Genomic DNA, 25,386 nt, shown 5'->3' with positions numbered 1-25,386 from the left:
TCGCCTGGGTTTATTTTAAAAACAAAATTTTAGAACCGTGATTATTATATGATTAATAGTCATAACTTAAATATCTTTTTGATTGAATAACTTGATTTAATGATTATCTAAAAAGCGAGTTATATCCTTTAATTGTACATATCCATCAGATACATACTCGTCATTCATAGTTACGAGTGGATAAAAGAGTTCGTCATCTTGAATACGCTCAATAAATTGTTGATCATGATCTGATAAATTTTCGGTATCTTTTTCAATATCAATATACGTAAATTCAAATTGTTTATCTGGATACTTTCTATGCAATAATGGCTGCAACCAGTCAAACGTATTACGAGATGTCGGTGCATTGACACAACTTGCACAAACAACATCAGCCCCATAAACAACAACACTTATTTTGTCCATATATCTTTCCCCTTTTATCTTGAATTATAGATTTTTCGTTACATTTCTATTATAATAAAAAGATAAGTAGAAAATGAAATAATATACTTGAAAGGAGGCATTTCCATGCCAACTGAAAACGTAACAATGTTTGATCAAGTAGCGGAAGTCATCGAAAAATTACGTCCCTTCTTACTGCGTGATGGTGGTGACTGTTCCCTTGTTGACGTAGAAGACGGAATTGTTAAATTACAATTACATGGTGCTTGTGGTACATGCCCAAGTTCAACAATCACATTAAAAGCAGGTATCGAACGTGCTTTACACGAAGAAGTACCAGGAGTAATCGAAGTAGAACAAGTATTCTAAGTGATAGAAGCTTTATATAATATAACATCAGAAAATTTAGTTCCTTTCGAACACTTTCATAAGGAACAGTACAATGATCTTTCAATATAATTGTTTTCATTGTACTGTTCCTATTTTTTATGCAAAAAATCCTTTCAACACCTCACTAACACGTGTAGTTGATGAAAGGAATTTTATTTTTATATTTTATTTTTGATGCATATGCTCATTGATATTTTTAGTGATGTATACCCAGCCTTTCCAGCCAATATGTACTGCATCACTTACTACATACGGTTCATAATCTTTATCTGACATATCATATGTCTGTCCACCATGATCCACTATTGTTTTATCAATTTTTTTATATATATTCTGACGTCTATCTTTATCAATACCAATGTGATCATACCACTTACCGTTAGAAGGTATAATAATATAGTCAACATCCGCGCCAGCTTCTCGTAATGTATCTACAAGTAACTCTAAATCTTTGAATTCAGGTGAATTTTCCCTAAATTCATGATTTCTATTAATTTTTCGTTTATGCTTCTTTATTAAATCCCAATATTCATCTCGAATACCAAATTCATTTGTTTTTGTATGTTTCGCGCCATAGATTTCCGCTTCCGTCATCACATCATCCCAGGAATCATTTTTTGAAGTAACAGGATCGACATGTGACACAGGTGATTTTCTCAATGGGTACACAGCTTTAATAGCTTCAATTTTCTTCAATTGCTCATCTTTAAAATTTGAAAGATAACTTTTATCTTCTTGTGTTTTCCCTTGTGCAACTTTTTCTAAATATGAACGGTTCTCCACATCTTTAAATTGTAATAATCGTTTGGCATAGCGTTGTTTAAGTTCTGGACTTAATTGTTCTTGATTAAACAACTGATTGAGTTGTACTTTTGAAATACGCGCCTTAAAATTATCTTGCGTTAAGCCATTTTTAGTAAACCACTGTGGTGAAACGATAAATGCCATTTTTTTACCCTTTAAATTCCTATATTGTGAACCTAATTCCACAGCGTTTACTAAATCTGTTGAACCACCAGTACCTATTAAGAAGGGTTTCTTACTAACTTGATTTCGGTTATTCAATAAAATTGCTGGATTAAATGGGTCGTCTTTTTCTAATTCACTAGAACCATATATCGGATAATACGCATCAGACTGATACATTTTATCCTGCACTAAAGTTCCTTTTAATACTTGATCTGTTAGAGCAACACTTTGCGTAGCTATTGTCTTAGAATTAATTAACCCAGTGAACCAACTTGCTGGCAACACTAAGAAAATTCCAAACAATACAAGACTTAAAATAATAGGTATAAACGGTTTTAATTTCATCGTAATTCTTCTAATACCGCTACAATCTTGTTAGGTGTCGCCCATTCATCTCTATCAAAATCCATAATCGATACTTCAATATCTAATTTATTTTGAATCTCTAGCAAAAGACCTACCGTTTGAAAAGAATCAATAATCCCCTCTTCAAAAAGTTCTACATCTGGATTCTCCTTAACGACATTATTTTCAGCAACTTCAGTTAATAAATCTAATACTTGTTCTCTAAATTCCATAATAATTCCTCCTCATAATTAAAACAGTTTCCCAGAAAAGATAAGAAAACCAAACGTTACAAAATGGAATGTAACGATAATACTTAACATTGATGTGTATTTGTTAGACAATCTTGGCGGATGATTTTTTCGCCATTTTTCATAATAACCATAACCAATAAATAAAACTGCGTGATATAAACCATACAAAATATAATGAACTTCAATACCATGCCAAATACCCATAATTAAGAAGTTTAATGAGAAAGCAATATTAGACATTGTAAATTGATTTTTTAATAAGCGTTTTTTCGACATAAAGAATAAAGATCTCATATAGATACAATCTCTGAACCAGAAAGATAAAGACATATGCCATCTATTCCAAAAATCTTTGATATTCTTTGCTTTAAACGGTTGTTTAAAGTTTTGTGGCGTCTGTATGCCATATATATAGCTAAATGCCATCGCAAATAATGAATAACCAGCGAAATCAAAGAAGAGATACAAACTATATGCATACATATATAACCATTTAGCAGTGAAATTTGAAAAATCTAACATTAATGGATTAATCGCATAAACTTGTATTAAATAAGCAATAATGTATTTATACAAAAAACCTAGCATGATAAAATGTATTGCTTTATTTAATGATATTTGATAATTTTCACTACTTTGTATTTTGCTTTCATCCTTAACAAAACGTTTGTAGCGGTCAATTGGACCAGATGAAATTGTCGGGAAAAACGAAATGAATTGAAATACTTTAGTAGCTTTCACTTCTTTTATTGAACCATCACGAATTTCCATTAATAATTGAACACTTTTGAAAGTAACATAAGAAATACCTAAGAAGCCTATAAATTCAATTACCTTATTTTCATGGAGCTTTAATTGTGCAGCACCAAACCACGAACTTTGCATTACTTTCACCACTACAAGTGGCAATATCGATAAAGCAATCACTGTGAAAAACTTTATAAATGAGTTGTTTTTTGAACGTGATTTCCAATAAAACATAATAATTACTACTTGCCATAATAGATATAAAACAAAGTTTATAAGTTGAACACTTAAATATGCTTGGCCAAATAAATTATGTTTATCTGAAGAAAAAATGAGCACAATCATAATAGCTGTACTTATACCATTATAAATACGGCTTCTCTTTCCGGCTAAACCTAATATAATTACCGGAATTAAGACTATAAATGCTATAAGAAAGAACGTAAATGCGCCATATGGAATCATGTTAATACATCCTCGGCAATCTGCTTACGATCTAATTTCCCATTTATTGTTAAAGGAAATTGTTCTTTAAATATAATCTTTCTTGGGATCATATATTCTGGCATCGCTTGTTTAAGTTCTTGTTTAATATCGTGTATCAATGTTTGTTCATCTTTAACATTGTTTAAGTCATTTAACACTACAACACCTTGTAATTGCGTTACTTTATTATTTCTGTATACTGGTACAACAATTGCTTCTTTAACTATATCTACCTGTCTTAAATGAAATTCTATTTCTTCTAGCTCCATACGGTATCCATTTAGTTTCACTTGAAAATCTATACGTCCAGTGATAAACCATAAGTCATCTTGAACGGTTGCTTTATCACCAGTAAAATAAGATCTGCAATCATTTATATCTTTAAACACTGCGTTAGAACGTTGCTCATCTTTCACATAACCTTCACTTACGCATTGTCCGGAAATGATTAATTCTTCATTTTCAGCTAATGATAATTGCGTTCCCGGTCTCACTTTCCCTACTGGTAATGGATTATATTGATTAATAACTGCTTCAGTGATTAAGATACTTGTAACTGCAACTGTCGCTTCTGTAGGCCCGTATGTATTATAAACATATGCAGATGGAAAACGTTGTAACAACATCTTAGCAGTTTTATGCGGTAAAATTTCACCACAAAAGAAGAATTCTTTTAAGCTTTCATAACGTTCTTCAGTTAAATTAGGTAACATTAAGCACATTTCCATAAATGATGGTGTAGACACCCAAACGTTTATTTTGGATTGCTCTAACATATCATTTAATAATTTAGGCTTATTAATCATTGTCTTATCTACTAAATTTAATGTTCCTGCAGTAGCTAAACATGGATAAATTGCCATTACAGATAAATCAAATGAAAATGGCGCTTGATTTAGCCATTGTTGATTCTCACCTATTTTATTCAAATCTACCATCCAGTTCGTAAATTCGTTAAGACTTTCATATCTAATTTGCACACCTTTAGGCTCTCCTGTAGAACCTGATGTAAAAATGGTATACGCAATATCTTGATCTTTAATTTTAGATTCAAATTCAACCGTTCGTTTATCTATCTCAAGTGATTTTGTATTAATAATGTCTCTACCATTACTATCCAGTGAATTTTCACCTGTATTAAAGATATAATCAGGATTAATTTTTTCAATAATAGTATTAATACGCTCTTCAGGCATTGAAATATCGAGTGGTACGTAACCACATCCCGCCTTCATACTGGCAATCATTCCTACTATCATAAATGGTGACATATGGCCATATACAATTAGTGGACTTTTAGTATCTTTAATTAAATACGCAAGCCTATTTGCATACTGATTTAATTCACGATACGTCAATACGTCAGTGTTATGCTTAACCGCTATTTGCTCAGGGTACATTTTTTCATTTTCATTTAATGAATATATAATATCCTTCATACTATTCTCCTCGACTAAAATTCATTATAAATAAAGTTATTATGCGTATCTCCAGAACCGTAAATTAAATACAGCCCTATAAATATTGCAAAATATAAAAGAGTTAATAACCATGGTTTAATTTTTTGATATTTTGTCGTGTTCTCCATTTCTTTACGCATTTTTCACCTCTTCATTTCCATTGTTTTTTTATACTATTATCTTTTTATTACATAAGTAGTTTTTTTGTTGTAATGCTATTTACACTACTTTAACATTTTACCAACTTATTATACATTTTTTATGATGTTGTGACAATCGAATTAACAGTTTTATATATAACAAAAATGTTAGATTGTGTATTTTATAGAGTTTTATAAAACTAAAATTTTGTTAATTGTTAGTTTGTTTTACATAACACAATTCAATATCATAATTTATTATCATTACAATAATGTAATGATTTGTTAAATAATAATGTTAAAATTACTTGCTAAGTCATTGTGATAACTTCATGGTGTTATTAGCATCTGTAGGATTTTAAGTACGTAATAAAGTGATTATATTATTATTGGAAATAAACAGAACAGTGCGTAAAAACAATAAGTTTTTTTGAAAATTATTCATTAAATGCAGGATTTTTTACTTACTATATATTTGTTTAATTGAGCTCGACTTGTAATAAAATTGACACTTATACAATTTTTTAAGAACAGTATGGTTTAAAATTTCATATAAAAAATACACCTCCATCCAAAGCAGAGGTGTATTTCAATATTATAAGTAAGTATAATGTTCTTACCTTATTTGTCTAATATTAGTATATAATGATTTTTATCACGTATATCATTATCTAAATACAAAGTTTATTTTAAATTGACCGGTGTTTTAGCATACTGATTGTTTAATACCAATGTTATATTATCAACACATAATTGAATCATACGGTTTCTAGTTGTAACGGATGCACTTCCAATATGTGGCACAATAACTGCATTGTCCATAGACAATAGAGGATGTGCCATATCGATAGGTTCCTCACGTAAAACATCTAGTCCACAAGCAGCAATTTGCCCTTCTTGTAATGCATAAACTAGTGCTTCTTCGTCTACGACAGCACCTCGCCCTATATTAATAAAAATGGCATCATTTTTCATTTTTTCAAACGCTTGGGCATTAAATTTATTTCTAGTTTCTTCTGTAAGTGGTGCAGTACAAATAATAAAATCACTATGTTCAAGTAATGTATCAAATGGAACATACAATGCACCAAGTGCTTTTTCAGTATCTTTATTTCTGGATCTATTATGATACATAATCTTAGTGTCAAAACCTTTTAACCTTCTTGCAAATGCCTTACCAATCTCTCCCATGCCATATATACCTACATTGGCATTAGATAAATCTTTCCCTGCAAATAGGTATGGTCCCCAACTTTGCCATTCTCCATTTTGAACATACTTTTCAGCTTCTACAATACGTCTAGCTACTGTTAACATTAACGTAAATCCAAGTTCTGCGGTCGTTTCAGTTAATACATCAGGTGTATTAGTAACAGTTATCCCTTTACTATTTACAAGAGGCACATCTATATTATCAAAACCAACTGCCATATTAGCAATCACTTTCAACTTTGGCGCAGCTTTGATAACTTCACTATCTATTTTTTCACTTAAAGTAATCAAACAAGCTGTTGCATCTTTAATAGCCTCCAAAAATTGATTTCTTGGCATGGGTATTAAAGACTCGTCCCACATTTCAACTTGTCCAATAGCTTCTAATTGATCTTTAAATGGTTGTGGGATACTTCTACTTACGATAATTTTTTCCATTCAATCACTCCTAACTTTGAAGTTCTTTGATAACATCATTTAAATCTTTAAATGTGTATGTCGGAGGTACTGGTTTAAGTTCAAGTTCTTCTTTGGTTGTCACACCTGTTTGTACATGAATTGTATCAATGTTCACATTGATCCCTGACATAATATCTGTATCATATAAATCTCCAACCATGGCAACTTCTGAGCGCTCTAAACCTAAAATTTCTAGTGCTTTTCTCATAATAATTGGTTCAGGTTTACCAATGAATATAGGTTGAACGCCAGTTGACACTGTCACTACGCTTGTAATAGCGCCGTTTCCAGGTAAAAAGCCACGTTCTTTCGGTATCGATACATCTTGATTCGTTGAAATAAACTTCGCGCCATTACGCACTCCTAAAGTAGCTGTTGATAGTTTTTCATAAGTAACGGCTTCATCTAAACCAATAACTACATAATCTACAAATTCATCTTCTTTAACTACTAACCCTTTGTCTGTTAACGCATGTTTCAACCCACTACCACCTAACATATAGACACTTGCTCCTGGGGATTCTTCAGCAATATATTCTGCAGTAGCTAACGCAGATGTAACAACTTCATCAGCTCGTGCAACTAAGCCCATTTTATTTAGCTTTGTAGCTACTTCTTCCGGGTCTTTAGTCGAATTATTAGTTACGTATAAATGCGGAATTTTGTGTTGATTTAAATATGATATAAATTGAGATGCACCATCTATATGTTCATCGCCTTTATATAAAGTACCATCTAAATCAATTAGGTAAGCTTGATAATTTTTCATATTACTTATTCTCCTTTTTTGCCAAATGCAGTTACAGGCACATCTTCACTCTTTAAAAATTGCATAACTTCATCTACATATGTTTGATAATAAGACACCGATTCATCAAAAAGTGGTACTAATTCAGCGGTATCAAGTTCATCATAGTAATGAACAAATTGCTTTCTAACATCAACAGTTTTATTAATTTGATTTTGAGTATCTTTTGAAATTACTTTTTCTAAAGCTAAAATATCTATTACGTCTTTATAATTTCCTGGGTCTCTTAAGATAAAACCATCAATAATCATGTTGCCAATGTCTACTGCTGATTCAATAAACATTTGAGCTATGCGTTCGAACGCATAAACATTATCTTTGTTTTGCGGATAATCTTGAATAAGTTGTTGCAAGTAATTTAATTTTGTATTTAATTGATCTTTATTCACGAAATACATCTTTTCACCCCTATCAATGTCATCATACCATACCTTTGCAGTCAAATTCATTTATGGTTATACTGTAAATTAAGACTTTTTAACTAAATTAAATATCTAAAAAACTAGAATTGTAAAATAGAAGAAGTAAGGAGTGTTTGAAAGTGATTGATATGTATCTTTATGATGATGATGAATCAGCTCAGGTGCAATTTGTTGGTTTTGTAGGTGAACATAGTCGCTACGACTTAATGTTAGTCCAAACAAATCGTCATTTCGGTAAAACGATTGTATTAAATATGCAAACAAATCAATTCGGTATAATTGGTACCGATGATTTAGAAGAAGAAGGTTATATTGCTCATATATTAGGTGTTAGTGAAGATGAAGGCAATGAAATTTCCGAATATCTTAATGAAGTTATTCAATAATTAAACACTACTTTTATATACTTAGCTAATATCGAGAATAATTATTTAAGTTAAAGCGCTCGTATTTATCTCTTCTAATTCCATTCTCTGTAAATATACGCATGTATAATGTAAATCAAAAAAGCAACTTCATTCATTTTTGGAATGGAGTTGCTTTTTTAATAGTGACTATTCTGTTTATATACTAAATTTATTTTCAAAACACACTTTATATACTTTACAATTTCATCCAATACTCAAGTAAATTGTAAATATTAATTACGATACCACTTAACAAAAATTATTATTTTTCAGTATCTTGAATACTAGGCTTGATTTTAACATCATGTAACTTATCTTCTTCTAAATCCGTTTCATTAATGTCATTTGTCTCTATATAATTTTTCATTTCTGTTTCTGGAATACGTCTTAATATAAAGTACGGGCAACCAAAATTACAATATTCCAATAAATAATCTTGAATTGTTGAAAAACGTTTACTTAATTCTGCTTTCTTATTAGAATCTTTATAAAACCCTTTTAATCTTAGTTGGTCATAACCAAAATCTCCAACAATAAAATCATATTTATCCAATATATCTGAATAGCGATTTACAAATGTTTCTTCATCAAAACATTCTCTATAATCTTCTAAAACTTCAAAATATTGTCCATTTAACTTTATCATGTTATTCACCTAATCTAAACGCATCAAATACTATTAATCACTAGTTAATTCGTTAATTAATAGTTTTTGATTTGTATATAATTATATTTGATTTCTAAGAAAGACTTAGCTCATTAATATTACGCATAAGCGCAACTGAAACAAATGAACTAAGTCTTTAATTAACTTATTTATTTAAATGCTTACCTATTTCTGTACCAAGTTGTTCTTCACCAATACGATGTTTTTCTTTAGCCGCTTCGTTTACTTGCTCGTCGGCATGGTATGAGCTTCTTACAAGTGGCCCTGCTTGGCAATGTTTAAATCCTTTGTCCATTGCAACTTTTCTTAATTTACCAAATTCTAATGGTGTATAATATTTTTCAACTTTTAAATGTTTACGTGAAGGTTGCAAATATTGACCAATTGTTAAAATATCAACATCATTAGCACGTAGGTCGTCCATTGTTTCATAGATTTCCTCGTGTGTTTCGCCTAATCCAACCATAAGACTTGATTTTGTTGGGATATCAGGTTGTAATTCTTTAGAACGTCTTAAGAACTCTAACGTACGATCATAAGTTGCTCTAGCACGAACTCTTGGTGTCAAACGGCGGACTGTTTCGATGTTATGGTTTAAAATGTCTGGTTTTGACGCCATTAAAGTTTCTAATGCATCATAGTCTCCGCCCATATCTGAAGGCAAGATTTCTATTGATGTGAAAGGATTACGCTCACGTACTTTACGTACAGTTTCAGCGTATACATTTGATCCTGCATCTCTTAAGTCATCACGAGCCACTGCAGTAATAACAACGTGCTTTAAATTCATTAATTCAACAGATTCTGCCACGCGCTCTGGTTCATCTAAATCTAATTCATTTGGAAGTCCTGTTTTAACTGCACAGAAGCGGCAAGCACGTGTACATACTGCACCTAAAATCATAAACGTAGCTGTACGACGTTCTCCCCAACATTCATGTATATTTGGACACTTTGCCTCTTCGCAAACTGTATGTAAATTCTTTTCGCGCATCATTTTCTTAAGACCAGTGTAGTTTTCGTTAGTATTTAGCTTTATTTTCAACCAATCTGGTTTACGTAAAATCTCTTCATTTTTAGTAGCCATAACCGCACAATCCTCCTGATTTGAAATCTTTAATCATTATAACGAAAATTCAGGTAAATTAAAACGTATAAAGTCATATTTTAATATTCCAATAATTTTTCTTTGAAGATATCTCTTAAAAACTCCGGCATTAAGTAATCTGTGGGCTGATCTTTTAAAGTAGGAAAATAACGTCCAAACGTATACATATCTATCGTTCCTAAAATGTATGTCTCATCATCATGTATTAATTCACCATTGATAAAGTAACGTGACTCAGACTCAATAAATCCTAAATTATATAATATATAACCGCCAAAAATATTACCTCTAAAGCCTAAACCTTGGGCGTGTTCATTAAGATATTCTTGTTTTTGACTTTTGATTATTATATTTTTTAACTCTAGACCACTTAATCTAATGCGAACTGCGTTTATTGGATGAGGTAACATTTGATGTATATCATACTCGGTTAAACGCTCTGCATCTATGCCATTTACGATAAGTCCTGCGTTAATAATTGTACAATCCGCATTTGTAAATTCAAAAATACTTTCTGCTAAAATATGAGCCGTTTGAGTAATGGTATCTGTTCTTCTAGGCAATGAAATTGGTTGATCAATCACTGAATCATTTAACAACATTTTTCCTTCTTCATCAAAATGAGTCTCAACTTCTGGCAATCCATCGACTGGATGAAGTGTTGCTTCTTTTTTAATTATGCTATTATTTTCAATTTCTAGAGTGACTTCCCCTAAAAAATGCCCGTATTTTCCTGCTGCAGCCATTAATACACCATTGTTAATTTCACCATTTTCAAAATAGTGGTGTGTATGACTACCTAAAATCAAATCAATTTCTGGGATTTCTTGACATAATTTTTCGTCAAAGAATACACCAACATGGCTCATAATCACAAGTAAATCATAGGCACCTTCATTAGCTTTTATTTCATCTTTAATTGCTGCTAAAGGATTTGTAACAATCCAATCTAAAGCTCGATAAAAAGGAGTGAATGGAGCGGTAGCCGCAATAAATAGTATGCGTACCCCGTCTATAACTTTTATGAATGATGATGACATATTACGTGGTAAACGCCCTTGTTCGTCAAAGACATTCGCACAAGTGACATCGAATGTAGCATTGTCATATAAAGTGTTTAATGCATCATGAGAGATTGTCATACCTTCATTATTTCCAATCGTAGCGATATCACAATGCGCCGCATTTAATAATTCGACATTTTTGATACCCATGGTTGCTTCTGTGACAGGTGCCGAAAGATCTACATGGTCGCCAATATCTAAATAAAGTGAATGATGCTGTAACTTTGGTCTCTCTTGAATCAAATACTCTGTAATTCGTGCATATTCATGTAAGTGACTATGTATGTCATTTGTATGATAAATTGTTAATTTCATCTGTAGTTCCCCTCCTTTGTTTTATAAAAATGATTTAATTATTAAATATATACCCATAATTAACATTACTGTACGCAATAATATTACAACAGTCTCTGATTTTACCGAGTGATTAATTTTCACGCCAATCTTTGCACCAAAATAACTTGCAAACACTAGGACAATTGCATATAACCAGGCCACATGTCCTTGTGCAATATGGCCTATTGAACTCATAACACTAGAAAAGAATATCATCATCATGCTTGTACCGACAGCCACATGTGGTGGGAATCTAAATACAATTAACATTAATGGCGTCATCAAAGCGCCACCACCTATGCCTAATAACCCTGTTAATATGCCAATAAATAATGTTGCGATAAACGAAATCAAAGGTGGCACATGATAAAAATATTGCTTACCATAACCATCAATATAGCTCCGTTCATATTTTGCTTTAGCAAATATTTTTAATGGTTTTATGTTCTTTCGTATTACAAGCAAACTTGCTACTAAAATTAAAAATAAACCAAAATACAAGTTAAAAGATGTTAATGTTAAGTAACGACTTATTACAGAACCAATGAGCGCCCCAGGTAGCAAACCAAATAAAAATATCGAACCATTTTTCACATCAACTTGTTTAGTTTTCAAATACCCCAACGTCGATGATAGTCCAGTTACTATTAATATAACTGATGAAGTACCTATAGCGATTTGAGGCGTTATACCTTCAAGCAAATCATGATCAACACCCAAATAAACGAGTGTAGGTACGATTATTATCCCGCCACCAATACCAACTAATGAACCTAAAATTGCTGATAAACTACCAATTAAAATCAATACTATTATTGTTAACATCCAATCGCTCCTAAAATAATTTTAATTGTTGTGGTGCCAACCCCTGATAGTCTATGCCCAATAACCGTTGATAAGTTTTAGCATTTTGGGCCGCATGTCCACCAGAATTATTATTAAAAACGACGTAAATATTTTTGGCTTTATGTTCTAGTACTTTCACTTTATCAATTAATGCTTTTAATTCTTGTTCACTATAATCATACAAATACCTTACTTCTCTCCATGCTTCATCCGTCATATCTTTTTTAGTCCACCCATGTACATTTCTCCCATGATACCGTACAAATGCTGTTTCATTCGTAATGCGATTAACCATCGGCACAGAACCTTGACCAACTTGAGGTTCATCACAAACTGCGTGAATAATATTTTGTTGTGTTAAAAACGCCAAAGTTTCTTCTTTAAAAGACTCATTAAACCAAGACTGATGTCTAAATTCTACACATACAGGAAAGGCTTCTAATTGTGCTCGAATATAACGAATATACGTTATATTTTGAACAGTACAATCAAACCAGGGAGGAAATTGTACCAATACCATTGCGAGTTTATTTTCATCTTTTAATGGTTGCAACATTGTTTTAAATTGATCTACTAAGATTTGCCTTGTCTCTGCAAAGTCATGATAATCTGCATGTAAAGTTAATGCTTGATGTATTTTAACTATAAATTTAAACCTTTCAGGTGTTTCTTTAATCCATTTTCTAATATTCCTCTCAGGCTGAATTGCATAATACGTTGCATCCAATTCTACGATTGGAAAATGACTTGCATATGTAACTAATTTATCTGTCTTACGCTGCAAGTCTTCATATAACGAATCATGGTCACCCCAGCCCGTTAAACCTATATTTATCATAGTATCACCAAGTTAATGATACCATATATGTTTTAGTGGATTCACTTGATTAAATTCAATTTACTATAACTTAAAAAATAAGAAGTAGTATTGAAATCAAAAAATTAAAGTTGATTTCAATACTACTTCTCATTTCTTATAATTACTATTTTTCAAAAAATATTTTAAACTAAAGTATAAGCTAATAAGTAATTTTCCCATTATATTTATAGATACTTACTGATTCAATAATTGATTTGCTTGTTGTACAAGACGTTCCATCAATGTTGATGCCGATGAACATTGTGCCAATCTAGGACTTTGACCACTCCATAAATGTGTCCACTGCGCATTACCTTCTCGAGCCGCTTCTTTGCGAATTGCGCTAGTCAATTGGTTTTGTATAGGATAGTCTGGGATATCTTCATTGTACTCATTCATCTTATGAATAAATTCATTGTCTATACCTCTCGCAGGTTTTCCAGTAAAGACATTTGTAACTACAGTATCCGTTTCCTTACTATGTTGTATTGCATTTTTATAAAGCTGGCTTGCACCACTTTCTTCGGATGTTAAAAATGCCGTACCCATTTGTATGCCTTCAGCGCCTAAAATCATACTAGCGACCATACCTCTGCCATCCATAATACCACCTGCTGCAACGACAGGTATATTCACTTGATCAACAATTTGAGGTACGAGTGACATCGTACCTATGAGTGGCGTAAGATTGCTAGATGTTTCTGTAAACGCGCCTCTATGTCCTCCTGCCTCACTACCTTGGGCTATGATGGCATCCATGCCGGCACTTTCATTAGCAATTGCTTCCTCCACACTGGTAGCCGTACCTATGACTTTAATATTTCTTTCTTTTAATCTAGTAAGTATTGATTGATTAGGGATGCCGAATGTAAACGAAACTACAGGCACACCCTTTTCAATTACCATATCAATCGTATCCTCAAACTGCTGTTTTTCACTTATATTAACAATAGGTTCATCTATATTTAATGCTCTGCGATATGGTTTTAACCAAGCATTCATGTGCTCTACTTTTTCAGGAATAAATAACTTATCACTAGGCACAAACAAATTCACTGAATATGGTAAATCAGTTAATTGTTGAACATAAGTGATTTCTTTTTCCAGTCGCTCTGCACTAAAATATCCTGCGCCAATCGTTCCTAATCCACCACTATTACTCACTGTCGCGACTAATTCAGGCGTGGTCGATCCTGCCATGCCAGCTTGTATAATTGGATATTTAATATTTAATAATTTAGTAACTCTAGACGATAATTCCATTTTATCTGCCCCTTTGCCTTTTTAACAAAATAACACCATTAAATTGCGATAATAGTCATATATTATTTTTATTGAACGCTTTCATTTGTTCTTCTAATTTTTCATTTTCCTCTTCATCCATCTCATCTTCTATTTCCATGCCTAACATTTCTTCAATAAGGTCTTCATGAGAAACAATAGCTTCCGTACCACCATATTCATCTAGAACAATAGCTAGATGTTTACGTGAAACTGTCATTTTTCTCAACACCCATTCAGCACGATTATGCTCATTTACAAATAAAGGCTCGGAAGTATATTTTAAAATATCATTCTCAGGTTCACGGCTCCAAGCTAATAAATATTTTGAGTGAAAGATACCTATAATTTGATCGATATCTTTACCATATACAGGATAACGTGTATATGGATTAGAAACCACAGTCTCATAAGCTTCTTTATATGAAATATCTGAAGAAAAGGCAGTAACATTTATGCGAGGCGTAGTATCAATATCAGTGATTTTTAACTGTTCGAAATCCATAACCCCTTGAATACGATTACGTTCCATTTCATTAAAAGCCCCTTCGCTACCTGCAATAGTAACCATCTGTCTAATCTCTTCTTTTGAATAACGTTGTTGCTCTTCCTGTCCTCTAGATAAAAATCGGTTAATTGCATCTGTGATACCATTAAGAATTTTAGTGATTGGTTTAAATATTAAGACGAAAAACGATATAGGTGTATACACTAAACGTGAAATTCTATCTGGATATGTAGCTGCAATTGACTTAGGAATAACTTCTGAAATAACGATGATTACTACTGTTGTTACTGCCGTTGCAATACCAACATTTAAACCCATATCTACTGCTAATATTGTAACTAATGTAGGTAAAATAATATTCGCAATATTATTTCCAATCAGTATTGCTGTGATAAATTCACTCGGTTTTGTTAATAATTTTGATAATTTTCCCGCTTTTTTATTTCCCTCTTGAGCATCTGTTTGTATTTTCATCCTGTTTGCAGCAGTTAATGCGGTTTCACTTCCCGAAAAGAAAAATGAAACAAACAAAAGTATGATTATACCAATAACCATAATTCATGACTCCTTTAATAAGCTAGATTAATAAATTCACTTTCATATTTTTTCCCACTTTAGTTACTTTATAAACGCGCTATTCTAGTAATATTTTAAATCGTTTTATGTTAAAAGCAGGTATATTGAGAGCTATTCAACTCAGATAAATAAATTATTCTAAGGATAATAATATAGTAGAATAACAACCATATAACTAAAGTAACACAGCAACAAAGTTATAGAATGTCTATAGATAAAAAATACCTATCAGAATAGAGAGCTATCGTTCAGCTTCAAACAAATACAGTCACCATTGTTACTAAAATGATTCATTTGCTATCAACCTTAGATTTGATAACACACAATTGCAAAATCTAAACAATTCAGATCATAACTTTTTCAAATTTAAAGAACTCAAATTCTTTTTCAACTCCATTCACATCAAACATTTCTTTATAAAATCCTGTAATATGAAAATTGCATTTATTTATGTAGAAATGGATATTACGCTTTTCAAAATAAGGTGTATGTAATTCCCAAACTTTAGTTTCTGGAAAATGATTTTCAATCGCTTTCCAAACTTTAGCCCCAATCCCTTGTCCATGAGCATTGTCATTAATATATAATGTATCGACATGGTTTCTTTTATTTTCTTTATCAATTTCAAAGATAGCACCACCAATATTCTCACCATTTAAATAAAAATAATAAATATGGGGATTATCTGAATAAAAAGATTTATTATAATCTTGTTCTGATGGAACTGATGCAAAATTTTCTGGATGTTCTTGTTCAGGCAAAGTTTCTTTAAGGCCATTCAAAAATGACAATGAAGATTGTTTTTTGAAAGCTTCGAATTCATCCTTTTTAACGCGTGTTAATTGTATTTCATTTAATCTTTGCTCTGTCACGTTTTATTCCCCTTAAAAGTAAAAACTATATGTTCCTTTCAATTTCCTTATTTTCAAAATTAAAAGGGTGTTTGTCATAGAGGCAGACAATACAACCTTAAAGTCATTTATATACAAAAAAGCACGATATAATACGCATATTCGACAACATTTAAAAGTAAATGGTATCAAAATGGTATCAATCGTGCTTTTTTCATATTAAAAGGTTGAAAGGACGGGGCTCAAACCTATCCGATACTACCTTCCATTTCAAATTTAATTAAACGGTTCATCTCAACCGCATATTCCATTGGCAATTCTTTTGTAAATGGTTCAATGAAGCCCATTACAATCATTTCAGTCGCTTCTTCTTCAGAAATACCACGACTCATCAAGTAGAATAATTGTTCTTCAGATACTTTTGAAACTTTCGCTTCGTGTTCTAAAGAAATATTATCGTTGAATACTTCGTTGTATGGGATTGTATCTGAAGTAGATTCATTATCTAAGATTAAAGTATCACATTCGATGTTTGAACGTGCGCCCTTAGCTTTACGTCCAAAGTGAACGATACCACGATAAACAACTTTACCGCCATCTTTAGAAATTGATTTAGAAACAATTGTTGAAGAAGTATTTGGCGCTTTATGAATCATCTTAGCACCAGCATCTTGTACTTGTCCTTTACCTGCAAATGCAATAGATAAAGTACTACCTTTGGCACCTTCACCCATTAATACACAGTTTGGATATTTCATCGTTAATTTAGAACCTAAGTTACCATCAACCCATTCCATGTTACCATTTTCATGAACTAACGTACGTTTTGTAACTAAGTTATAAACGTTGTTTGCCCAGTTTTGGATTGTTGTATAACGAACATGTGCGTCTTTATGAACGATGATTTCAACTACTGCTGAGTGAAGTGAGCTCGTTGAGTAAACAGGTGCTGTACAACCTTCAACATAGTTAACAGATGCACCTTCATCAGCGATGATTAATGTACGTTCAAATTGTCCCATATTTTCAGAGTTAATACGGAAATATGCTTGTAATGGTGTATCTAATTTAATGTTTTTAGGTACATAAATGAATGAACCACCAGACCAAACAGCTGAGTTTAATGCTGAGAACTTGTTGTCTGCAGCAGGTACAACTGTTGAAAAATATTGTCTGAATAACTCTTCATTTTCTCTTAATGCACTATCTGTATCTTTAAAGATAATTCCTTTATCCTCAAGTTCTTTTTCCATATTATGGTAAACAACTTCAGATTCATATTGTGCAGAAACACCAGCAAGGTATTTTTGTTCTGCTTCAGGAATACCTAATTTATCAAAAGTACGTTTGATTTCTTCAGGTACCTCATCCCACGAACGTTCTGTATTTTCAGATGGTTTAACATAGTATGTGATGTCATCAAAGTCCAATTCAGATAAGTCTCCACCCCATTGTGGCATAGGCATTTTGTAGAATTGTTTTAATGATTTCAATCTATAGTTAAGCATCCATTCTGGTTCATCTTTCATGCTTGAAATTTCACGGACAATATTTTCCGTCAAACCACGTTCTGATCTAAAAATGGAAACATCTTCATCATGGAAACCATATTGATAATCCCCAACATCAGGTGCTTTTTTAGCCATTTAAATCACTCCTTTTATATATTAAAAACGACTTACGTGCAAAATCATTTGTGTTTTACTTTTTATATGCTGTTTAAATAGGCAATGTATTAAACCTTTAGCTACATTAGCTATCATGTTGTAATTCCTAGTTTGAATGGAATTTTACACATTGTCAATGCATCGACTTCAGTTTAATCTTAGTCTTCAGTATTGCCTTCTTTTTCAACTGTACCCTTTTCGAGTGCTTTCCATGCTAATGTGGCACATTTAATACGTGCAGGGAATTGAGCAACGCCTTGTAAGGCTTCAATATCACCCATATCTTCGCTAATTTCATAATCTTCACCAAGCATCATTTTAGAAAATTCTTGGCTCATTTTCATAGCATCTGCTAATGAATGACCTTTTACGGCTTCGGTCATCATTGAAGCACTAGACATGGAAATTGAACAACCTTCCCCATCAAATTTAGCATCTTTTATGAAACCATCTTCAATATCAAACGTAAGATGAATGCGGTCCCCACACGTTGGATTATTCATATCAACGGTCATAGAACCATTATCTAAAGTACCTTTATTTCTCGGACTTTTATAATGATCCATAATCACTGAACGATACAACTGATTTAAATTATTAAAATTCATATGAGAAAAACTCCTTCGTCTGTTTCAACGCTTCGACGAGTTGGTCAATATCTTCTTGTGTGTTATAAATATAAAAACTTGCGCGTGCAGTAGAAGATTGATTCAACCACTTCATAAGTGGTTGTGCACAGTGATGCCCAGCTCTTACAGCCACTCCTTCAGTATCTACCGCAGTTGCTACATCATGCGCATGAACATCAGTCATATTGAATGTAATAACACCAGCGCGTCTTTCTTTCGCAGGTCCATAAATTTCAATACCATCTATCTCTGACATCTTGTCGTAAGCGTACTGTGTTAATGCTGTTTCATGTTGTTGGATCTCTTCGAAACCTAGGCTTTCAATATATCTTACCGCTTCAGCTAAGCCAATTGCTTGCGCTATTAATGGTGTACCAGCTTCAAATTTAGTAGGTAAGTCAGCCCATGAAGCTTCATATTTGCCTACAAAATCAATCATATCTCCGCCAAATTCAATTGGTTCCATTTTATTAAGTAACGCGCGTTTACCATATAAAACACCAATACCTGTCGGACCAAGCATTTTATGACCACTAAAGCTGTAAAAATCAACATCTAATTCTTGCATATCCAATGCCATGTGAGGCGCTGCTTGTGCACCATCCACGCTAATGATTGCGCCATGTTCATGTGCAACTTCTGTTATTGCTTTGATATCATTAATTGTGCCAAGTACGTTGGATACGTGTGCTACAGCTACAATTTTTGTATTATCATTAATTGTAGCTTTGACATCTTCAATTGCTAATTCTCCGTCGTCAGTCATTGGGATAAATTTTAATGATGCATTTTTACGCTTAGCCAATTGTTGCCATGGCACGATGTTAGCATGATGTTCCATCTCCGTGACGACAATTTCATCGCCTTCTGAAATGTTAGCATCCCCATAACTGTGAGCGACAATATTTATTGATGCTGTTGTACCTCTAGTGAAAATGACTTCTTCAAAGTATTTTGCATTAATAAAACGTCTCACTGTTTCACGAGCACTTTCATAACCATCTGTCGCTAATGACCCTAATGTGTGTACACCACGATGTACATTTGAATTATAACGTTTATAATAATCAGCCATTGCATCAATAACTTGCACGGGTGTCTGACTAGTAGCAGTTGTATCTAAATAAGCCAAGCGATTGCCATTAACTTGTTGATTGAGAATTGGAAAATCTTTTATAATTTCAGTAACATTTAAAGTATCAGTCAAATTACTCACAGGCCTTCCTTTATTAAAAATCAATATGCAGACCTTAGCAAAGGTTCAGTCACAATTGATAGATCGTTATACTATTTTTATCGCTACGGTCAAAATTGGACTTCCCGCTTTAATTACTATTGTCTTAACTTCAATTTTAACTCTATTTATTTACTTTTAATTCAATTACTTCACGTAATTGACGTTTAACATCTTCAATTGGTAGTTCACGAACTACTGGATCTAAGAAACCATGAATAACTAGGCGCTCTGCTTCTCTACGAGAAATACCACGACTCATTAAGTAGTATAATTGCTCTGGGTCTACGCGGCCAACTGAAGCTGCGTGTCCTGCTTCTACATCATCTTCATCAATTAATAAAATTGGGTTAGCATCCCCACGAGCATTTTCAGATAACATCAATACACGAGATTCTTGGTTAGCATTTGATTTAGCGCCACCATGTTTGATGTATCCAATACCATTAAATACTGTTGAGGCACTTTCAAGCATAACACCGTGTTTTAAAATATAGCCATTTGTTTCTTTACCATATTGAACAATTTTTGATGTTAAATTAACTTTTTGGCTACCTGTACCAACAACAACAGATTTTAATTCACTTTCTGAACGGTCACCAATTAAGTTTGTTGTATTATCAATAATCTGGCTACCTTCATTCATAAGTCCAAGTGCCCAATTAATTGTAGCATCTGCTTGAGTAACGCCACGGCGGATAATATGACCAGTAAAGCCTTTATCTAAATAATCTACAGAACCATAAGTGATTTTTGAGTTTGCTCCTGCATTTACTTCTGAAATGATATTCAATTGGTTGCCTTCTCCGCTAGCATTTGATAGATAGTTTTCAACATATGTCACTTCTGCACTTTCCTCTGTGCTAATAATGACATGATTGTAGAAACTTGCTTGTTCATCGTCATGTAAGACAACATATTGAATTGGATGTTCTACAACTACATTTTTAGGTACATATACAAATACGCCACCGTTTAATAATGCTGTGTGTAATGCTGTTAATCTGTGTTCATCAACAGTAACAGTTTCATTCATGAAATATTGTTTTACTAAATCTGGATGATTAACTAATGCCTCAGATAAACCTTCAACAATAACGCCATCATTTTTTGCAGAATCAGAAACTTTAGTAAAAGCCAATGTATTATTATGTTGAATAATCAAATTCTCAGAATTATCTATATCGATAATATCTTTTACTGCTTCTGGTAATTCTTCTAACGTATGATATACGCTACCTATTGTTTCGTGTTGCTTAAATGAGTCAAAATCCCATCTGTTAATTTTTGTTTTATCTGGTTTTGGCATTTCTAAAGTTTCAGTTAATTTTAACGCTTCTTTACGTAATTCTGTTAGCCAAGTAGGTTCATTATGGGCTTGTGAATATTCAACTAGTTGCGCTTCAGAAATGTTCAAAGTTTCAGTCGTCATACTTTTTTCCTCCCATTTGATGATTGTATGATTTAATTCATCGGTATAAATCAAGACCTTAAATCTTCATCTAAATTAATATGTTTAATATGAGTTGAGACTTATTCTGTAGCACCATACTCTTCTTTAACCCATTCGTAACCTTCTTCTTCAAGACGCTTAGCTAATTCTGGACCACCAGAAGTAACTACTTTACCGCCATACATAACGTGAACATGATCAGGCGTAATGTAATTTAATAGACGTTGATAGTGCGTGATAATTAATGAGCCAAATTCGTCTCCACGCATTTGGTTGATTCCTTTAGAAACAACTTTTAATGCATCAATATCTAAACCTGAGTCAATTTCATCTAAAATAGCGAATTTTGGTTCTAACATCATTAATTGAAGAATTTCATTACGTTTCTTCTCACCACCAGAGAAACCTTCATTTAAGTAACGTTGTGCCATATCTTGATCGATATCTAAGTAATCCATTTCTTTATCAAGTTTTTTGATAAATTGCATTAAATTAATTTCTTCACCTTCTTCACGTTTAGCATTTATTGCTGAACGCATGAAGTCTGCATTTGTTACACCAGTGATTTCTGATGGATATTGCATTGCTAAGAAAAGACCGGCTTTTGCACGTTCGTCAACTTCTAATTCTAAGATATTAACGCCGTCTAAGATTACTTCCCCTTTTGTTACTTCAAAGCTTGGGTGACCCATGATTGCTGATGATAATGTTGATTTACCAGTACCATTTGGTCCCATAACTGCGTGTATTTCACCTGTGTTGATTGTTAAATTAACACCTTTTAGAATCTCTTTATCTTCTATAGACACATGTAGGTCTTTAATTTCTAATGTTGATGGCATACATATTCCCTCCGTATTATATGATATGTTTTTCCTATCTAGTTTATAATAATTTTAATCTACAGTCAAAAGACTGAGCACTTGTTACATCATCTAATTATAACGTAGTTATATATGAATATAAACCTTTTCTAGTGCTAAATTAAAATCGTTATTAAAACACAATAATTTTCGATAATATTACTATGTTTTCTGTAAATGATAAAAATATCCTTAATGTTCTCAATGCAATAAATTCTCTTTTTTTACATTAATCCACATTATAAATATGGTATCTACATCATTTAGCTTCTTAGTGTTTATAATATTGTATTTCATTTTTTTATGCTAATATCATTACTACATTATTAAAAAAGGAGAAAGATATGTCAAAAATTAAATGGTCTAATTTATGGAAAGGTTTTGCAATGGGCACGACTGATTTAGTCCCTGGAGTAAGCGGTGGAACAATTGCACTGTTGCTAGGTATCTATGATGATTTCATACGTTCCGTTAGTGGGATTTTTTCAAAACGATTTTGGGAAAGTCTGAAATTTTTAATTCCTATTGGTCTGGGTATGGTTATCGCAATTGGAGTATTAAGTAAACTTATTAATTATTTACTTAGCTCACATACAGTACCAACAATGTTCTTTTTTGTTGGACTTATCGGAGGAATTATTCCTTATCTATTGAAAACTTCTAAATTCAAACAAACGTTTAGTATACAGCACTATATATTGTTGTTATTAGGTATCATTATTATAGTGGTTATTACTTTGCTAAATAATGGAGATAAACACGCTGGAGAAACTTTAACATTAGATTTCGGTTTAATGATCAAATATTTTATAGCGGGTGTTTGTGCTTCTAGTGCTATGTTACTACCTGGTATATCAGGTTCGTTCATGTTACTCGTCTTTGGCGTTTATGGCACAGTAATGTTTGCTATTTCAGAATTTCTGTCATTAAACTTTGCAGCAGTACCTGTTTTATTAACTGTAGGCTTGGGTATTATTTGTGGATTTTTATTCTCAAGTAAATTAATTCAGTATTTACTATCCTATTATACGTTTCTCACATACGCCCTTATTATAGGCTTTGTAGTTGGCTCACTTTATGCAGTGTTCCCAGGTCTACCTGGCACTTTTATAACTTGGATAATTTCAATCATTACACTTATATTAGGATTTATTATAAGTTATAAATTAGGAAAAATTACAGCAGATGACTAATGATTTTTTAATTGGTATTGCATTTATTTACAAATTAAATTAATAGCCATTCATTATCGTTCAACCATCTTATTTCACATAAAGTAATTCTTTACACTAGCTATGAACCTGTACTTTTTATATAATAGAATACCAATCAGAAATGATTGAATAACAATATATCGGAGGAATTAATTAATTTTTGGGAACCTTTATTAGTTTAATTACATTTATTTTATTATTAGCTTTAACCGCATTCTTTGTGGCCACAGAATTCGCAATCGTTAAAGTTAGAACATCAAGGATTAACTCACTTGCGAATGCAGAAAATAAAAAAGCAGTTGCCGCACAAAAAGTAGTATCACACTTAGATGAATATCTCGCTGCTTGTCAACTCGGTATAACAATTACAGCTTTAGGTATTGGTATGGTCGGTGAATCTACGTTTGAGTTTTTATTACATCCTATTTTTAGTAGCTTAGGCCTTTCAGAAACAATGATTCATATATTCACATTAATTAGTGCGTTTGTAATTGCAACTTATTTACACGTTGTGGTTGGTGAAATGGCACCTAAAACAATTGCAATCCAAAAAGCCGAACAAATCACATTACTCATTGCTAAGCCAATTATCATGTTTTACAAATTATTTTATCCATTTATATACATTCTTAACGGCTCGGCAAGATTAATTTTAAAAATGTTTGGCATGCAACCTGCTAAAGAAAGTGAATTATATCATTCAGAAGAAGAATTAAAACTATTAATTAAAGAAAGTCATGAAGGCGGAGAAATTTCTGAAAATGAGTTAACACACATTAACCGTGCTTTCGCATTTGATGAAATGAAAATTGCGGATGGTTACTTGCCACTTGAACAAGTCTCAGTTATTGATATTAATAGTAATATTGACGAAACTAAAGCATACGTAAGTAACGCAAACTACACAAGATTTCCTGTGATTAAAGACACTTCTACACAAATTGTAGGTTATATACATGCAAAAGATCTATTAAGTAATGAAATAAACTCGCTTACAGAAATCACTCATAAGATTCTTAAAATCAAATTAAATTCAAAATATCATCAAGTCTTAGAGCAAATGAAATCACACCAAATTCATATAGCTTTAGTGGAAGATGAACAACAAAACCCGCTTGGTATTATCACAATGGAAAACATTTTAGAAAACATTGTCGGTGATATTAAAGACGAATACGATCAATCTTAATAATCAAAATAAGTACAAATGATTCCGAGGCATAAATGAATGTCTCGGTTTTTACGTATTTAATTATCTATAGTTGTGTTTAAAATTTCAAAAAGAAATACTAAACTAGATATCCTTGTTAGAGTTAGATTAATATGACAGAATTATTAAAATGAAAATTGATTTTTAGAACTCTAGATTGTGAGTAATTTCATTCAATTTTTATTTAGTGAAATGTCACAAATAAAACCCGACACATAACTTATATACGTTTTCATCTATACTGAAATGAAAATGCATATAACATAATTGTCGGGTTTAATAATAATAAAATATCAATAGCGAAAATGATATTTCATTCATGTTATATATTAATAATAGAGCTTCATCAAGATGCATGACTCTCATTCTTTTAAGTTCTCCCATTACAGTTAAAATTAATAATTTATAACTAATAACATTAAATATTCAAAGTAACAATCATACCTTTTACATTTAACTTAGCTAATCTATCAATTAAAACTTAATTATATTTTACACCTTAGAATTGTTTAATTCAAACTCAACTGCTAGGAA

At 32.1% G+C, this 25,386-nt stretch carries 26 protein-coding genes; 4 read left to right on the top strand and 22 right to left on the bottom strand.

The genetic code is table 11. The features are described 5' to 3' along the window. Nucleotides 1–96 precede the first annotated feature (96 nt). Nucleotides 97–408: a YuzD family protein gene (locus J5E45_RS11730; RefSeq protein ID WP_039067837.1), complete on the bottom strand. Its 312-nt coding sequence runs from the start codon at nucleotides 406–408 to the stop codon at nucleotides 97–99. Between the two features lie 105 nt (nucleotides 409–513). On the opposite strand from J5E45_RS11730, the gene J5E45_RS11725 reads away from it, so the two are divergent. Then, a complete protein-coding gene (locus J5E45_RS11725; protein ID WP_002483816.1) occupies nucleotides 514–756 on the top strand; it encodes a NifU family protein in 243 nt (80 codons plus the stop codon). Nucleotides 757–942: 186 nt separating this feature from the next. Here the strand turns inward: J5E45_RS11725 and dltD are convergent, their stop codons facing one another. The 8 genes from dltD to J5E45_RS11685 form a co-directional block, all read right to left on the bottom strand. After that, nucleotides 943–2,091, bottom strand: coding sequence for a D-alanyl-lipoteichoic acid biosynthesis protein DltD (gene dltD, locus J5E45_RS11720; protein WP_119585487.1), 1,149 nt, complete (start codon nucleotides 2,089–2,091; stop codon nucleotides 943–945). Then, complete coding sequence (dltC, locus tag J5E45_RS11715) at nucleotides 2,088–2,324, bottom strand: D-alanine--poly(phosphoribitol) ligase subunit 2 (RefSeq protein WP_039067839.1); 237 nt, start codon at nucleotides 2,322–2,324, stop codon at nucleotides 2,088–2,090. Before dltC ends, dltD begins: the two co-directional genes overlap by 4 nt. A gap of 18 nt (nucleotides 2,325–2,342) precedes the next feature. Next, nucleotides 2,343–3,557 carry a D-alanyl-lipoteichoic acid biosynthesis protein DltB gene (gene dltB / locus J5E45_RS11710; protein WP_208182260.1) on the bottom strand — a complete coding sequence of 405 codons (1,215 nt, stop codon included), beginning with the start codon at nucleotides 3,555–3,557 and terminating at the stop codon, nucleotides 2,343–2,345. Continuing rightward, entirely contained in the window at nucleotides 3,554–5,017 is a 1,464-nt protein-coding gene (dltA, locus tag J5E45_RS11705) for a D-alanine--poly(phosphoribitol) ligase subunit DltA (protein WP_208182258.1), read from the bottom strand. Before dltA ends, dltB begins: the two co-directional genes overlap by 4 nt. Nucleotides 5,018–5,031: 14 nt before the next feature. Further along, nucleotides 5,032–5,178 carry a teichoic acid D-Ala incorporation-associated protein DltX gene (locus J5E45_RS11700; RefSeq protein ID WP_039067842.1) on the bottom strand — a complete coding sequence of 49 codons (147 nt, stop codon included), beginning with the start codon at nucleotides 5,176–5,178 and terminating at the stop codon, nucleotides 5,032–5,034. 684 nt (nucleotides 5,179–5,862) lie between these two features. Then, on the bottom strand, nucleotides 5,863–6,828 hold the full coding sequence (locus tag J5E45_RS11695) for a 2-hydroxyacid dehydrogenase (RefSeq protein ID WP_039067845.1): 966 nt from the start codon (nucleotides 6,826–6,828) through the stop codon (nucleotides 5,863–5,865). Nucleotides 6,829–6,838: 10 nt separating this feature from the next. Further along, nucleotides 6,839–7,618, bottom strand: a complete 780-nt coding sequence (locus J5E45_RS11690) for a TIGR01457 family HAD-type hydrolase (RefSeq protein ID WP_069792472.1) — start codon at nucleotides 7,616–7,618, stop codon at nucleotides 6,839–6,841. Nucleotides 7,619–7,623: 5 nt separating this feature from the next. After that, the gene (locus J5E45_RS11685) at nucleotides 7,624–8,055 is read right to left on the bottom strand and encodes a DUF86 domain-containing protein (RefSeq protein ID WP_101051371.1); all 432 of its coding nucleotides are present in this window, start codon (nucleotides 8,053–8,055) and stop codon (nucleotides 7,624–7,626) included. A gap of 143 nt (nucleotides 8,056–8,198) precedes the next feature. Here J5E45_RS11685 and J5E45_RS11680 point away from each other — a divergent pair, with 143 nt between their 5' ends. Then, entirely contained in the window at nucleotides 8,199–8,465 is a 267-nt protein-coding gene (locus tag J5E45_RS11680) for a DUF3055 domain-containing protein (RefSeq protein WP_039067849.1), read from the top strand. Between the two features lie 283 nt (nucleotides 8,466–8,748). Here the strand turns inward: J5E45_RS11680 and J5E45_RS11675 are convergent, their stop codons facing one another. The 13 genes from J5E45_RS11675 to sufC all read right to left on the bottom strand — a co-directional run bounded on the left by J5E45_RS11675 (nucleotide 8,749) and on the right by sufC (nucleotide 22,407). After that, a complete protein-coding gene (locus J5E45_RS11675) occupies nucleotides 8,749–9,132 on the bottom strand; it encodes a YutD family protein (RefSeq protein ID WP_039067851.1) in 384 nt (127 codons plus the stop codon). Nucleotides 9,133–9,298: 166 nt separating this feature from the next. Continuing rightward, nucleotides 9,299–10,240: a lipoyl synthase gene (gene lipA, locus J5E45_RS11670; protein ID WP_017722371.1), complete on the bottom strand. Its 942-nt coding sequence runs from the start codon at nucleotides 10,238–10,240 to the stop codon at nucleotides 9,299–9,301. Nucleotides 10,241–10,320: 80 nt separating this feature from the next. Continuing rightward, the gene (locus tag J5E45_RS11665) at nucleotides 10,321–11,640 is read right to left on the bottom strand and encodes a bifunctional metallophosphatase/5'-nucleotidase (RefSeq protein WP_039067852.1); all 1,320 of its coding nucleotides are present in this window, start codon (nucleotides 11,638–11,640) and stop codon (nucleotides 10,321–10,323) included. Between the two features lie 21 nt (nucleotides 11,641–11,661). Beyond that, nucleotides 11,662–12,486, bottom strand: a complete 825-nt coding sequence (locus J5E45_RS11660; RefSeq protein WP_208182257.1) for a sulfite exporter TauE/SafE family protein — start codon at nucleotides 12,484–12,486, stop codon at nucleotides 11,662–11,664. Nucleotides 12,487–12,496: 10 nt separating this feature from the next. Next, on the bottom strand, nucleotides 12,497–13,345 hold the full coding sequence (locus J5E45_RS11655; protein WP_119605281.1) for a DUF72 domain-containing protein: 849 nt from the start codon (nucleotides 13,343–13,345) through the stop codon (nucleotides 12,497–12,499). 216 nt (nucleotides 13,346–13,561) lie between these two features. After that, nucleotides 13,562–14,629: an NAD(P)H-dependent flavin oxidoreductase gene (locus J5E45_RS11650; RefSeq protein WP_039067855.1), complete on the bottom strand. Its 1,068-nt coding sequence runs from the start codon at nucleotides 14,627–14,629 to the stop codon at nucleotides 13,562–13,564. 55 nt (nucleotides 14,630–14,684) lie between these two features. Beyond that, nucleotides 14,685–15,710 (bottom strand): hemolysin family protein, encoded by a 1,026-nt coding sequence (locus J5E45_RS11645; RefSeq protein ID WP_039067857.1) that lies wholly within the window; start codon nucleotides 15,708–15,710, stop codon nucleotides 14,685–14,687. A 365-nt stretch (nucleotides 15,711–16,075) separates the two neighbouring features. After that, complete coding sequence (locus J5E45_RS11640) at nucleotides 16,076–16,603, bottom strand: GNAT family N-acetyltransferase (protein ID WP_069792478.1); 528 nt, start codon at nucleotides 16,601–16,603, stop codon at nucleotides 16,076–16,078. Nucleotides 16,604–16,830: 227 nt separating this feature from the next. Next, nucleotides 16,831–18,228 carry a Fe-S cluster assembly protein SufB gene (sufB, locus tag J5E45_RS11635; RefSeq protein WP_017722380.1) on the bottom strand — a complete coding sequence of 466 codons (1,398 nt, stop codon included), beginning with the start codon at nucleotides 18,226–18,228 and terminating at the stop codon, nucleotides 16,831–16,833. A gap of 179 nt (nucleotides 18,229–18,407) precedes the next feature. Further along, nucleotides 18,408–18,857, bottom strand: a complete 450-nt coding sequence (sufU, locus tag J5E45_RS11630; RefSeq protein ID WP_069792479.1) for a Fe-S cluster assembly sulfur transfer protein SufU — start codon at nucleotides 18,855–18,857, stop codon at nucleotides 18,408–18,410. Continuing rightward, nucleotides 18,847–20,085, bottom strand: coding sequence for a cysteine desulfurase (locus J5E45_RS11625; RefSeq protein WP_237282897.1), 1,239 nt, complete (start codon nucleotides 20,083–20,085; stop codon nucleotides 18,847–18,849). The genes sufU and J5E45_RS11625 overlap by 11 nt, the downstream gene beginning before the upstream one ends. A 151-nt stretch (nucleotides 20,086–20,236) precedes the next feature. Then, complete coding sequence (sufD, locus tag J5E45_RS11620; RefSeq protein ID WP_039067861.1) at nucleotides 20,237–21,544, bottom strand: Fe-S cluster assembly protein SufD; 1,308 nt, start codon at nucleotides 21,542–21,544, stop codon at nucleotides 20,237–20,239. 101 nt (nucleotides 21,545–21,645) lie between these two features. Next, nucleotides 21,646–22,407 (bottom strand): Fe-S cluster assembly ATPase SufC, encoded by a 762-nt coding sequence (sufC, locus tag J5E45_RS11615; RefSeq protein ID WP_017722384.1) that lies wholly within the window; start codon nucleotides 22,405–22,407, stop codon nucleotides 21,646–21,648. Nucleotides 22,408–22,772: 365 nt separating this feature from the next. Between sufC and popT the strand changes: the two genes are divergently transcribed. Beyond that, nucleotides 22,773–23,621, top strand: coding sequence for a polyprenyl-phosphate transporter PopT (popT, locus tag J5E45_RS11610; RefSeq protein WP_101094358.1), 849 nt, complete (start codon nucleotides 22,773–22,775; stop codon nucleotides 23,619–23,621). A gap of 181 nt (nucleotides 23,622–23,802) precedes the next feature. After that, a complete protein-coding gene (locus tag J5E45_RS11605; RefSeq protein ID WP_208182254.1) occupies nucleotides 23,803–24,831 on the top strand; it encodes a hemolysin family protein in 1,029 nt (342 codons plus the stop codon). The last annotated feature ends 555 nt before the right edge of the window (nucleotides 24,832–25,386 follow it).

Origin of the sequence: Staphylococcus shinii (assembly GCF_017583065.1) — a bacterium.
GTDB classification, from domain to species: domain Bacteria; phylum Bacillota; class Bacilli; order Staphylococcales; family Staphylococcaceae; genus Staphylococcus; species Staphylococcus shinii.
This window is presented reverse-complemented; position numbering and strand designations above follow the sequence as displayed.

What these genes read in the sequence shown, in the direction of transcription:
- dltA (WP_208182258.1), bottom strand. Translation starts at nt 5,017, where the DNA reads ATGAAGGATATTATATATTCATTAAATGAAAATGAAAAAATGTACCCT.
- J5E45_RS11660 (WP_208182257.1), bottom strand. Translation starts at nt 12,486, where the DNA reads ATGTTAACAATAATAGTATTGATTTTAATTGGTAGTTTATCAGCAATT.
- sufD (WP_039067861.1), bottom strand. Translation starts at nt 21,544, where the DNA reads ATGACGACTGAAACTTTGAACATTTCTGAAGCGCAACTAGTTGAATAT.
- J5E45_RS11685 (WP_101051371.1), bottom strand. Translation starts at nt 8,055, where the DNA reads ATGTATTTCGTGAATAAAGATCAATTAAATACAAAATTAAATTACTTG.
- lipA (WP_017722371.1), bottom strand. Translation starts at nt 10,240, where the DNA reads ATGGCTACTAAAAATGAAGAGATTTTACGTAAACCAGATTGGTTGAAA.
- popT (WP_101094358.1), top strand. Translation starts at nt 22,773, where the DNA reads ATGTCAAAAATTAAATGGTCTAATTTATGGAAAGGTTTTGCAATGGGC.
- J5E45_RS11730 (WP_039067837.1), bottom strand. Translation starts at nt 408, where the DNA reads ATGGACAAAATAAGTGTTGTTGTTTATGGGGCTGATGTTGTTTGTGCA.
- sufB (WP_017722380.1), bottom strand. Translation starts at nt 18,228, where the DNA reads ATGGCTAAAAAAGCACCTGATGTTGGGGATTATCAATATGGTTTCCAT.
- dltB (WP_208182260.1), bottom strand. Translation starts at nt 3,557, where the DNA reads ATGATTCCATATGGCGCATTTACGTTCTTTCTTATAGCATTTATAGTC.
- J5E45_RS11675 (WP_039067851.1), bottom strand. Translation starts at nt 9,132, where the DNA reads ATGATAAAGTTAAATGGACAATATTTTGAAGTTTTAGAAGATTATAGA.
- dltD (WP_119585487.1), bottom strand. Translation starts at nt 2,091, where the DNA reads ATGAAATTAAAACCGTTTATACCTATTATTTTAAGTCTTGTATTGTTT.
- sufU (WP_069792479.1), bottom strand. Translation starts at nt 18,857, where the DNA reads ATGAATTTTAATAATTTAAATCAGTTGTATCGTTCAGTGATTATGGAT.
- J5E45_RS11645 (WP_039067857.1), bottom strand. Translation starts at nt 15,710, where the DNA reads ATGGTTATTGGTATAATCATACTTTTGTTTGTTTCATTTTTCTTTTCG.
- sufC (WP_017722384.1), bottom strand. Translation starts at nt 22,407, where the DNA reads ATGCCATCAACATTAGAAATTAAAGACCTACATGTGTCTATAGAAGAT.
- J5E45_RS11665 (WP_039067852.1), bottom strand. Translation starts at nt 11,640, where the DNA reads ATGAAATTAACAATTTATCATACAAATGACATACATAGTCACTTACAT.
- dltC (WP_039067839.1), bottom strand. Translation starts at nt 2,324, where the DNA reads ATGGAATTTAGAGAACAAGTATTAGATTTATTAACTGAAGTTGCTGAA.
- J5E45_RS11650 (WP_039067855.1), bottom strand. Translation starts at nt 14,629, where the DNA reads ATGGAATTATCGTCTAGAGTTACTAAATTATTAAATATTAAATATCCA.
- J5E45_RS11725 (WP_002483816.1), top strand. Translation starts at nt 514, where the DNA reads ATGCCAACTGAAAACGTAACAATGTTTGATCAAGTAGCGGAAGTCATC.
- J5E45_RS11655 (WP_119605281.1), bottom strand. Translation starts at nt 13,345, where the DNA reads ATGATAAATATAGGTTTAACGGGCTGGGGTGACCATGATTCGTTATAT.
- J5E45_RS11695 (WP_039067845.1), bottom strand. Translation starts at nt 6,828, where the DNA reads ATGGAAAAAATTATCGTAAGTAGAAGTATCCCACAACCATTTAAAGAT.
- J5E45_RS11690 (WP_069792472.1), bottom strand. Translation starts at nt 7,618, where the DNA reads ATGAAAAATTATCAAGCTTACCTAATTGATTTAGATGGTACTTTATAT.
- J5E45_RS11700 (WP_039067842.1), bottom strand. Translation starts at nt 5,178, where the DNA reads ATGCGTAAAGAAATGGAGAACACGACAAAATATCAAAAAATTAAACCA.